The sequence below is a fragment of the Hymenobacter perfusus genome, from assembly GCF_003944765.1.
Classification (GTDB): Bacteria; Bacteroidota; Bacteroidia; order Cytophagales; family Hymenobacteraceae; genus Hymenobacter; species Hymenobacter perfusus.
Genome location: NZ_RWIU01000006.1, coordinates 238843 through 251130 on the forward strand (window position 1 = coordinate 238843; position 12288 = coordinate 251130).

Genomic DNA, 12288 nt, shown 5'->3' on the forward strand with positions numbered 1-12288 from the left:
TAAAAATTCCCGAAGGCAATTTCTGTGGACAGTCTCCAACACTTGCCGGCCTCCCCAGGGCTTATTTCCCATCCATCCGTCCTTCATTCCCACCCTTATGAGCACTATTACACCCGCAGGGAGCCGCCTGTCCCGGACTTTACGCCACCTGCTGTTGCTGGCCGGTATTGGGTTGGGGCAACAGGCAGCCGCGCAAAGCTTTCTGCACGCTGAAGGCGGCCGGATTGTGAATGCCAGCAACCAGGAAGTGTTGCTCAACGGGGTGAATCTGGGTGGGTGGGCTTTGCAGGAAGGCTATATCATCAAGCCGGGCTGGCCGGGTGTGGACGGCAAGGCCACGCAGGGGGCCGTCAAGAAAACGCTGTACGGCTTTGGTCTGAGCGACGCGGCCGTGGAAACGTTTTACCAGAACTACCGCAACAACTTCATTCAGAAGCCGGATCTGGATTACGTGGCCGCTCTGGGCTTCAACTGCGTGCGGCTGCCGCTGCACTACGACCTGTTCCTGACACCGGCCCAGCGGGCCGTGCGCAACGGTGTGCTGCGCGGCACCACCACCTACCCCGACTACGTGAGTGCGCTTACCAGCTGGTACAACGCCAACCAGCTGTTCACCGATCCGGCCAACATGGAGGCCTGGCGCATGATTGACAATACCCTGGCTTGGGCGCAGGCCAACAAGCTCTACGTGATACTGGACCTGCACGCCGCCCCCGGCTCGCAGGGTACGGATGCCAACATTGCCGACTCCCTGGTGCCGCTGGATTTCTGGAATAACAGCACGTACCAGGACATAACCGCCCGCTTGTGGGCCACCATTGCCGCGCGCTACAGGAACGACGCGCGCGTGGCTATGTACGACCTGATCAACGAGCCCAACAACGTACCCAGCAACCAGCAGATCCACGACGTGCTGCAGCGCCTGATCACCACTGTTCGTAACCAGGGCGACAACCACCTGCTGTTATTGGAAGGTAACGGCTACGGCAACGACTTCAACTACATGGAGAAGCGCACCTTCACCAACACGGCCAACCTGGTCTACAACTCGCACCGCTACAGTGGCACCGGGTACCTGCTTGACAACAACGTTACTTCCGCCGACCCCAACAGCCCCAATAACCTGCGCACCATCGGCAACCTCACCCGCTTCCGCACCGATAACGACGTGCCCATCTGGGTGGGGGAAACCGGGGAAAACAACGACGGCTGGATGCAGGACGCCGCCAAAAGCCTCAACTCGGTGGGCATTGGCTGGTGTCACTGGACGCTCAAGCGGTTTGAGAACCGGAACAACGCGGCCCTGCTGCACATCAATCCGCCTTACATCGTGGATGGCCCCGGCACGCTGAACATTGCGCTCAACAACATGCTGTTTGCCAACTGCGTGACCAACAGCACCCAGGCCGCCATTGCCCCCAACCGCAACGGTATTGTGAACTACCCCGGCGGTGGCAACTACGATGGCACCGTGGTGACGGCCACGGCCCCGGCCCGGCCTGATGAGCGCCTGCAAGTGTACCCGACGGTAACCGATGCCACCCTAAGCCTTCGCTACAGTGCTCCTGCCCCACAACGCCTGCAAGTGCGGCTGCTGGACCTGGCGGGCCGCGTGGTAAGCAGCCAGCCTAATTACCCCGCCATTGCCGGCGAAAACCGGCTCCAGCTGCCCGTGGCGGCCCTGCCGGCCGGCATGTACGTGCTACAGCTGGATACGCCCACCGGCCGGCTGGCCCGCCGCGTGGTAGTAGCCCACGAATAAAGCCTGATTACAGCCCACGCAGGTGGGCTGAGTGAAGCCGCTAAAGCTTCATACGCTCTGATTTTCCAGAGTACCCCGCCCCCTCATGCCGCGTGGGAAATGGTAGTGACCTAGTGACTTACGCCGGCTCATCCCGACAAAACTGACCTTTCCGGCCTCCCCAGGGCCTGTTTGTTTCTTTTCCTTTTTCACAACCAATTCCCACCAGCATGAACACCAGTACTTTTTCAGTGGGCCGCATGGCCCGGGCGTTGCGGCGCGTGCCGCTGTTACTCGCCGGTTTAGGCCTCGGGCAGGCCGCCGATGCCCAGAGTTTTCTGCGGGCCGATGGGCAGCGCATCGTGAATGCCAGCAACCAGGAAGTTATCCTCAACGGCATGAACCTGGGCAACTGGGCCGTGCAGGAGGGCTATATGATGAAGGTAGGCTGGCCCGGTCTCGATGGCAAGCAGACCCAGGGCAAGGTTAAGAAGACGCTCTACAACGCCGGCATGAGCGACGCGGCCGTGGAGACCTTCTACCAGAACTACCGCGCCAACTTCATTACCAAGCCCGATATCGACTACATCGCCAGCAAGGGCTTCAACTGCATCCGGCTGCCGCTGCACTACGAGCTGTTTCTGACCCCGGCCCAGCGGGCCGTGCGCAACAGCGTGATGCGCGGCACCGTGAGCTACGACTCCTACGTGGGCCAACTGACGGGCTGGTACAACAACAATCAGCTTTTCACCGACCCCAACAACATGGCAGCCCTGGCCATGATTGACAATACCCTGGCCTGGGCGCAGACCAACAACATGTACGTGGTACTGGACATGCACGCCGTACCCGGCTCCCAGGGCACCGACGCCAACATTGCCGACCAGATTGTGGCCAATGACCTCTGGAACCGCCAGATCAACCAGGATGTACTCAACCGGCTCTGGTCGTTCATTTCGACCCGCTACAAGAACGACTCGCGGGTGGCTATGTACGACCTCATCAACGAGCCGAACAACTACCCCAGCAACCAGAAGATTCACGACGTACTGCAGCGCCTGATCACCACTGTTCGTAACCAGGGCGACAACCACCTGATTCTGGTGGAAGGCAACGGCTGGGGCAACGACTACAACTACATGGAGCCGTTTACCTTCCCCAACCGGAGCAACCTGGTGTACAACTCGCACCGCTACAGCGGCACGGGCTATGAGATGGACAACGGCGTGAACTCCACCGGCGGCGGGGCCAACGACCTGCGCTTCATCGGGAACCTGCGCAACTTCCGCACCACCCACAACGTGCCCATCTGGATTGGGGAAACCGGCGAAAACACCGACACCTGGATGCGCGACGCGGCCCGCAACCTCAACTCCGTGGGCATTGGCTGGTGCCACTGGACCTACAAGCGCTTCGAGGACCGCAGCAACCCGGCCTTCATGCACATCAACCCGCCCTACGTGGTAGACGGGCCCGCCGGCCTGAATCAGGTGCTCACCAACATCCGCTTTGCCAACTGCGTGCCCAATACCACGGTAGCGGCCGTGTCGCCGAACCAGAACGGCATTGTGAACTACCCCGGCGGCGGCAACTACAACGGCACCGCCACCAGCAGCGGCCCGGCCATTGGGCGCATCTACGAAATCAGCTCCAAGAACGGCGGCAAAGCCCTGGAGGTATCGGCCAACTCGCAGGTGAACGGCGGGCGGGTGCAGCAGTGGACCTGGGCCAGCGCGGCCAGCCAGAAATGGAAGCTGGTGGACGCCGGCGGCGGCTACGTGCGCATCGTGAACCTGAACAGCAACAAGAGCCTGGACATTGCCGGCCCCAGCACGGCCGATGGCGCCAAGGCGCACCAGTGGGACTGGCTGACCCAGGACAGCCAGTACTGGCAGATTCTGAGCAACGGCGACGGCACGTACCGCATCCTCAACAAGTTCAGCGGCAAGGCCCTGGACGTGGAAAACAACTCTACCGCCGACGGTGCAGCCGTGCACCAGTGGACTTACGGCGGCGGCGACAACCAGCGCTGGTGGTTCTCGGACCAGGGCGCGGCCCGTGTGGCGTTAGCCGCCGCCGGTTCGGCCGCCGACCTGCGCTTGCAGGTGTACCCCACCACGGCTGATGCCGAGCTGAGCCTGCACTACAACGCGCCGGGTACCCAGCGCCTGAACCTGCGTTTGCTCGACCTCACCGGCCGCCTCATCATCAATCAGGCCGATCAGGCCGTGACCAGCGGCGAAAACCACCTGACGCTGCCGGTGGCCGCGTTGCGGGCCGGCATTTATCTGCTGCAGGTTGATACGCCCGCCGGCCAACTGGTGCGGCGCGTAGTAGTGGCCCACGAATAAACCGTCTTCATCACCGGCCCCGAAGCTCGTTCGGGGCCGGTTTTTTCGCTTGATGCCTATTAATCGAACTTCTACCTACCACTAAACTGCGCGGCTGGCCAACCCCCAAAGTGCCCGGCAGCGCACATGTAACGGAAGCTTTTACGGCCTCACAGGTGCATCCTTCGGGGCCAGAACGGTTCCTTCTGTCGCCCCGATGGAACTCTCCGAGGCCGTTTTCAGCTGTTCAAGTGCCTATGAAACTCTCCCGCCTTCCTGTACTTGCTGTTTTTCTGCTGGCTGCTCCGGCGGCCCGGGCCACTGTGCGTCTGCCCCGCCTCGTGGGCTCGCACATGGTCCTTCAGCGCAACCAGGTTCTGCCGCTCTGGGGCTGGGCCGCGCCGGGGGAAGCCGTGAGCGTGTCGTTTCGGGGGGCGAAAGTGCAGACCAAGGCCGGGGCCGATGGCCGGTGGGCGCTCAAGCTGCCGGCCCAGCCGGCCGGCGGCCCGTTTGAGCTAACGGTGCAGGGCACTAATACGCTACGCCTGACGGATGTGCTGGTAGGCGACGTCTGGCTGGCCTCGGGACAGTCGAACATGGAGTGGCCCCTGCGCGACGCGGCCGGTGGAGCCGAAGCCGCTGCCGCCGCCAACCACCCCCAGATCCGCCTGTTCAACGTGCCCAACCGCGCCGAAATCCGCCCCCTGGCCGAGCTGGCTGGGGGCGAATGGCAGTCCTGCACCCCGCAGTCGGCCGCCGGATTTTCGGCCGTAGCCTACTTCTTCGGGCGCGAGCTGCAGCAGCAGTACAAGATACCCGTAGGGTTGATTACGGCCGAGTGGGGCGGCACCGTAGCCGAAGCCTGGACCAGCACCGAGGCCCTGCGTCAGCTCCCCGATTTTCAGCCGGCCCTGGCCTCATTGGCGCAGCAAACCGGTTCCTTTGCCGACCAGGAAACCGCCTACGCCACCCGCCTCACCAACTGGCAGCGCAGCCCCGAAGGCCAGGACCACGGTCTGCTGCCGGGCCAGCCCACCTGGGCCGACCCGGCGCTGACTACCACCGACTGGAAAACCATGCAGCTGCCTGGCTACTGGGAAGGCCAGTTACCGGAGCTGCGCGACTTCGATGGCGTGCTGTGGCTGCGGCGGGAATTTACCCTGCCGGCTACGGCGGCCAATCAGCCACTGACCCTGAGCCTGGCGCAGGTAGATGACAATGACAGCACCTTTTTCAACGGAGTAGCCATTGGTGGAACGCGGGGGTACGCTACCCTGCGGCGCTACACCGTGCCGGCCAGCTTGGTGCGCGCCGGCCGCAACGTGGTAACCGTGCGCGTAACCGACAACGGCAGCGGCGGCGGCGTGTGGGGCAAACCCACCGACATGAAGGCCACGGTGGGCACCACCACCGTACCGCTGGCTGGCGAGTGGCTATACCGCCCCGCCTACGACCCTGCTTCCCGGCCCCGCTCCCCATTCCCCGGCGGCACCCAGAATTTCGCCACGGCCCTCTATAACGGCATGATTGCCCCGCTGCACCCCTACGCCCTGAAGGGTGTTATCTGGTATCAGGGGGAGAGCAACGCGGGCCGGGCGGAGCAGTACCAGCAGCTGTTTCCGGCCCTGATTCAGGACTGGCGCACCCGCTGGCAGCAACCGGCTCTGCCCTTCCTGTTCGTGCAGCTGGCCGGCTACATGTACGACCCCGCCGAACCTGCTGATACCGACTGGGCCCGCCTCCGCGAGGCGCAACGCCTGACCACGCTCACCGTACCCAAAACCGCGCAGGCCGTGGCCCTGGACCTGGGCAATGCCGACGACATTCACCCCCGCTACAAGCTGGATGTGGGTCACCGCCTGGCCCTGGCGGCCCGGCGCGTGGCCTACGGCGAAACGGCCGTGGTATCGTCCGGACCTACGTTTGAGAAGCTGACCCCGGAGAAAAACCAGCTCCGCCTCACTTTTGGCAACGTGGGCGGCGGCCTGGTGCTGAAGCCGGGAGCTGATGGGCAGACCTCCTTCTCCATTGCCGGCCCCGATAAGCACTTTGTGTGGGCCCGGGCCGAGGTGCAGGGCAACGCGGTAGTCCTACGGGCCGACGGCGTGCCCAACCCCGTAGCCGTGCGCTACGCCTGGGGCAACAACCGGCCCGCTACCCTCTCCAACAAAGCCGGCCTGCCCGCTTCCCCTTTTCGCTCCGATAACTGGCCCCGTTAAGCAGGCTTCCTGATTCGCCTTTCCACCTCGTGCTTTTTCTTAATCTCATGAAACTACCCTTCCATCTTCCTCTGGGTCTGTCCTGCGCCCTGCTGCTAGGGCTGGCCACCGGCTGCGGTTCCGATGGCAAATCGGAACCGACACCGGAGCCGCCGCTGCCCCCTGGGCCTTCCGGGCCTTCCCAGGTAGCCCTCTGGCTTACTACTACCGACCAATCGACGCGGTTTTACAAGAGCACATTGCCCTTGAATTTTACTACGGCTACCAGCCAGAACCTGGCTATTACCGTCGATACCACCCAGACGTACCAGAGCATCGACGGCTTCGGGTATACGCTGACAGGTGGCAGCGCCCAGTTGCTGCACCAGATGGGGGCTACGGAACGCGCCGCGCTGCTTAAGGAGCTGTTTGCCACCGATGGCACCAGCATCGGGACCAGCTACCTGCGCCTGAGCATTGGGGCCTCGGATCTGGATGCGGCGCCTTTCACCTACGACGATACCTCTCAGCCCGACCCCACACTGGCACAGTTCAGCCTCGCCCCCGACCGCCAGCATCTGCTGCCGGTGCTCAAGGAAATCCTGGCCATCAACCCCAACATCAAAATCCTGGGTTCCCCCTGGACGGCCCCGACCTGGATGAAAACCAACGGCAGCTTCGTGGGTGGGTCGCTGAAACCGGAGTACTACGCGGCCTACGCCCAATATTTCGTCAAGTACATTCAGGGAATGAAGGCTGAGGGCGTTACCATTGACGCTGTTACGCTGCAGAACGAGCCTTTGCACGGCGGCAACAACCCCAGCATGGTGATGACGGCCACCGAGCAGGCCACCTTCATTCGGGCCAACGTGGGGCCGGCACTACGGGCAGCAGGGCTGAACACCAAAATCATTGCCTACGACCACAACCTAGACCGGCCCGATTACCCGCTCACTGTTCTGCAGGACGCGCAGGCCAGTCAGTACGTCGATGGTTCGGCCTTCCATCTGTATGCCGGCAACATCTCTGCCATGAGTACGGTGCACGATGCGTTTCCCACCAAAAACGTGTATTTCACGGAGCAGTGGGTGGGCGGCCCCGGCAGCTTCAACCCCGATTTCAGCTGGCACATGCAGAACCTCATTATCGGGGCCACGCGCAACTGGAGCCGCAACGTGCTGGAGTGGAACCTGGCCGCCGACCAAAACTACGGTCCGCACACGGCCGGAGGATGCACCAATTGCCTGGGCGCCGTCACCATCAACGGTAACGCCGTGACGCGTAACCCGGCCTACTACACGGTGGCCCACGCGGCCAAGTTTGTACGGCCAGGCTCGGTGCGCATCGGCAGCAACTTGCCCGGCAACCTCCAGAACGTAGCCTTCAAGAACCCCGACGGCAAAAAAGTGCTCATCGTGCTGAACACCGGCGGCACTTCCCAAACCTTTGACATCCAGTACCGCAACAAAGCCGTGACGACTTCCCTGGCAGCCGGCGCGGCCGGTACCTACGTGTGGTAATTCCCAAGGCCGCGCAACTAGAAGCCCGACGAAACCCAGGCTGTCACCCCTCACGATAACACGTCACGACCACCCTCACCAACAAGCAACTTCCTACCCATTCTATACTCATGCAGAAAACCCTTTTAACTGCGCTGCTGGCCACTGGCATCAGCGCGGTTGCTACCGCTCAGAAGCCCGCTACTCCCTCCAAAGCCTATTCGGCGGCGGGCCGGCAGGTGCAGGTGTACGCCACCGTCAGCGGCACCAGTCAGCGGCTGGCTGAAGCCGGCAAGCTCACCTTTCAGGCCCAGCCCCAGCCGCTGGAAACCCAGCCCACGGTGTTCGTAGACCCCACCCACGCGTTCCAGACCTTTCTCGGCATTGGTGGGGCCCTCACCGATGCTGCCGCCGAAACCTTTGCCAAGCTGCCCAAAGCCCGGCAGCAGGAGTTTTTGCAGGCGTATTACAGTCCCACCAACGGCATCGGCTACACGCTGGCCCGCACCAGCATCCATAGCACCGACTTCAGCAGCGGCAGCTACACCTACGTGGCCGACGGCGACAAGGCGCTGAAGACCTTCAGCGTAAAGCACGATGAGCAGTACCGGATTCCGTTCATTAAGCAGGCCCAGGCGGCGGCCGGCGGCAAGCTCACGATGTACGTGAGCCCCTGGAGCCCCCCGGCCTGGATGAAGGACAACAAAAGCATGCTGCAGGGCGGCAAGCTGCTGCCCGAGTTCCGCCAGAGCTGGGCCGACTACTACGTGAAGTTCATCCAGACATACGAGAAGCTGGGTATCCCCATCTGGGGCCTCACGGTGCAGAACGAGCCAATGGCCAAGCAGAAGTGGGAATCCTGCCTGTTTACGGCCGAGGACGAGCGGGACTTCGTGAAGGGCTACCTCGGCCCCACGCTCAAAAAGGCCGGCCTGAGCGACAAAAAGCTCATCGGCTGGGACCATAACCGCGACCTGATGTTCCAGCGCGCCGCCACGCTCTTCGACGACCCCGAGGCCAGCAAATACTACTGGGGCATTGGGTTTCACTGGTACGAAACCTGGACCGGCAGCGGCATGCAGTTCGAGAACCTGCGCCGCGTGCACGAAACCTACCCCGATAAGCAGCTGATCTTCACCGAAGGCTGCGTGGAGAGTTTCAAGTTTGAGGGCATCAACGACTGGAAGCTGGGCGAGCGGTACGGCAACTCCATGATCAACGACTTCAACGCCGGCACCGTGGCCTGGACCGACTGGAACGTGCTGCTGGATGAAACCGGCGGCCCCAACCATGTGGGCAACTTCTGCTACGCCCCCATCATCGGCGACACGCGCAGCGGCCAGCTGCTCTACACCAACGCCTACTACTACATTGGGCACTTCTCCAAGTTCATCCGCCCCGGCGCCCGGCGCATTGCCACCGCCAGCAGCCGCGACGTACTGCAAACCACCGCTTTCCTGAACACCGATGGCAAAGTAGCCGTGGTAGTCATGAACAGCACCGATAAGGAGCAGCCCTTCCAGCTCTGGCTGAAAGGCCAGGCCGCCCAAACCACCAGCGCCCCCCACTCCATCATGACGCTGGTGGTGAATTGAGCCAGCCTCTTTTAGCTGACGATTAACCAAACGTCATGCTGAGCGGCACCGAAGTATCTATACCAAGGGTAACCCCTTTTGCCTCTTACGAAGCGGTAGAGATACGTTGGCGTCGCTCAGCATGACGTTCCTTTTTACTTTGATATGCTTACTCTGCGTTCCTGGAATTTCCACCCTCCTCGGCAGCCGCATCTGATGCCGTTGCTCCTGCTGGCGCTGCTCTGGCGGCTGCCGGCCCCGGCCCAAATGCCCGCCAAGGGCCGCGTAGTGGTTACCTACCTGGATTCAAAGCTGCTGAAAGGCAACCCGGGCGGCGAAAATCCGCGGCGGCGGGTGAGCGTATACCTGCCGGCCGGCTATGAGGCCAACGCCTCCCGGCGCTACCCGACGCTCTACTACCTGCACGGCTTCACCTGGAACGACAGCCTGATTTTCCACGCCGACGGCATGGCCGCGCTGCTGGACGAGGCCATTGCCGCCGGACAGATTCGGCCGCTAGTGGTGGTGGTACCCAATGAGCAGACGTTGTTTCAGGGTAGCTTCTACGCCAACTCGGCCACCAACGGCCCCTGGGCCGATTTCACGGCAAAAGAGCTGGTGAGCTTCATTGATAAAAACTACCGCACCCTGGCCCGGCCCGCCAGCCGGGGCCTGGCCGGCCACAGCATGGGCGGCAACGGCACCCTGCGGCTGGCCCTGCTGTACCCCGATACCTACGCTGCTGCCTACGCCCTCAGCCCCGCCTTTGCCGCGCCCCACCCCGAGTGGATGGCCGCCCGTCCCAGTCAGAGCCTGGCCAGCCGGGCTACCACACCGGCCGGGCTGATGCAGGATTTCAACGCCGTGCGGCTGGTGGCCTGTGCCCGGGCCTTTTCGCCCACGCCCGGGCGGGGCACGTTCGGGGCGGCCCTGCCTTATTCCTTCGGGGCCGACAGCCTCCGCCACCGCGACACTGTACTGGCCCAGTGGGGCGCGTCCTCACCCCTCAACCTGCTGCCCACGCATTTGGCCAGCCTGCGCCAGCTGCGCGGCCTAGCCTTCGACTGGGGTGAGCAGGACCAGTTTCAGCACATTCCGGCCACGTGCCGCACCCTTGATGCTCACCTCTCAGCTTACGGCATTCCCCACACCGCCGAGAGCTACGAGGGCAACCACGGCAACCGCATTATGGGCCACGACGGCCGTTTCTACCGGAAGGTCCTGCCGTTCTTCAACCAGCTCCTACAGTTTGAGTAATGCAGCGAACTGGCAGTTGGCGTAGCCAAGTAACTCCCGCACATGTCTGCATCGCCGTGCCAGGAGTAGCATTGGCGTGCTATGCCAGTTTCTTTCATTACCAGTATCCTGTTAGAACGAGTAGGGGCTTAGCTGCGTCGACCTCCGGTTTCTCCCTGCCGTTGAGCACTATTGTTCTGACGATGAGCGCACTCTACCCCTGCCTAAAGCGGCCACTGGTCACGGATACCGCTGTAGTTTTATGCGACTATTTTGCCGCTACAAGCAATGTCATGGAGTTGCGTCGATCCAAAATTTGCCGGTCATTGCAGCGCTACAACAGGCTGATAAGTAGCCAGAAAGCCGCAATGACAATTTGCCCCATGAAAAAATATTACTCGCCAACGCAGGCCTTTGCTTTTCTGGCAATCCTCTTCTGGGTATCTGCCTGCAATGGGCCAGCTGCAAAAGACTTGCCAGCAGAACAAGCAGGCGAATCAAACAAAGTAGCTGACGGACACCCAAAACTGATCAAAACCATCGGCAACCCTAGGTATGGCAACGTCAATTGCATCCTACAGGACAAAGCCGGTAACCTTTGGTTCGGAACCACAGAAAACGGCCTTTATGCATATGACGGAAAATCATTTCGCCAATTTTTGGTAGCTGATGGATTAAACAGTAATTCCATCAACGATATTCTGGAAGATAAAGATGGCAATATCTGGATTGGCACTAAAGATGGAATTTGCCTCTACAATGGTAAAAAATTTGTTGAAATTCAGATTCCTTTACCTAAAAATCTATCACTGAACAAAAACAAGTTTTACCAAACGCATAGTGTATACGATATCATGCAGGACAAAGCGAATAAGCTATGGTTTGCAACAATAGATGGCATTTACGTTTACGATGGAAAATCCTTTACACCGTTTATACTTGATGAGGCCGCAAGTGGAATATTGACTAACAACGATAAGGCGGAACGTATTTTCGAAGATAAAGCAGGTAACATTTGGTTTGGAGGACGAACTAACAAAGGAGTGTATCGATATGACGGCAAAGCTGTAACCAACCTTAAACTAAAAGAATTATTTCAGGATGGACCAAAGCCCAAAGCGCATAATTGGGCTTGGCCACAATTGCAGGATAAGGCCGGTAATATCTGGTTCAGCAATTGGGGTGGGGCCTACCGGTATGATGGCAAATCATTCGTAAGCTTTACAAAAGAAGATGGTATGCCCGGCGCAGTCACTCGAATTATAGAAGACAAAAAAGGAAATATCTGGTTTGGTGGTGCTACCGGACTTAGCCGTTACGACGGCAAAATATTTACTCCTTTTACAAAGAAAGATGGACTAATAAATCCTTGGGTTTGGTCAATTCTGGAAGGTACAAGTGAAAGTTTCTGGGTGGGCACAAGAGAAACAGGCCTCTACCTTTACGATGGAGAAAAATTCATTGCTTACTCAGAATACAAACGCTGAAGTTTGTGGACAGCGAGGGCGGTATTTTGGGAATGCGCTACCAAGCAGCTGTTTTAGCCACCGCCTATGCTGCCCCCAGTTGGATGCCCTGACTGTCAACAGGCTTTAGCTCATCCCGACCAACAAAAAGCGCGACGCCTGCTCAGGCGTCGCGCTTTTTGTTGGTCGGCTCCCGGAAAATCAGTCTGCTCCCCTAACAGGCATTCCGGTTTCCGGGAGCCCC

General features: G+C 60.5%; 7 protein-coding genes. All 7 read left to right on the top strand.

The window, feature by feature from the left end; translation table 11 throughout:
• Positions 1-97: 97 nt before the first annotated feature.
• Positions 98-1762, top strand: coding sequence for a cellulase family glycosylhydrolase (locus EI293_RS17705; RefSeq protein ID WP_125439880.1), 1665 nt, complete (start codon positions 98-100; stop codon positions 1760-1762).
• Positions 1763-1971: 209 nt separating this feature from the next.
• Positions 1972-4092, top strand: a complete 2121-nt coding sequence (locus EI293_RS17710) for an RICIN domain-containing protein (protein WP_125439881.1) — start codon at positions 1972-1974, stop codon at positions 4090-4092.
• A 236-nt stretch (positions 4093-4328) separates the two neighbouring features.
• Positions 4329-6290, top strand: coding sequence for a sialate O-acetylesterase (locus tag EI293_RS17715; RefSeq protein ID WP_125439882.1), 1962 nt, complete (start codon positions 4329-4331; stop codon positions 6288-6290).
• A gap of 47 nt (positions 6291-6337) precedes the next feature.
• Positions 6338-7789 carry a glycoside hydrolase family 30 protein gene (locus EI293_RS17720; RefSeq protein WP_125439883.1) on the top strand — a complete coding sequence of 484 codons (1452 nt, stop codon included), beginning with the start codon at positions 6338-6340 and terminating at the stop codon, positions 7787-7789.
• 110 nt (positions 7790-7899) lie between these two features.
• Entirely contained in the window at positions 7900-9363 is a 1464-nt protein-coding gene (locus EI293_RS17725; RefSeq protein ID WP_125439884.1) for a glycoside hydrolase family 30 protein, read from the top strand.
• Positions 9364-9507: 144 nt separating this feature from the next.
• The gene (locus tag EI293_RS17730) at positions 9508-10599 is read left to right on the top strand and encodes an alpha/beta hydrolase (RefSeq protein WP_125439885.1); all 1092 of its coding nucleotides are present in this window, start codon (positions 9508-9510) and stop codon (positions 10597-10599) included.
• A gap of 362 nt (positions 10600-10961) precedes the next feature.
• A complete protein-coding gene (locus tag EI293_RS17735; RefSeq protein WP_170170425.1) occupies positions 10962-12065 on the top strand; it encodes a ligand-binding sensor domain-containing protein in 1104 nt (367 codons plus the stop codon).
• The last annotated feature ends 223 nt before the right edge of the window (positions 12066-12288 follow it).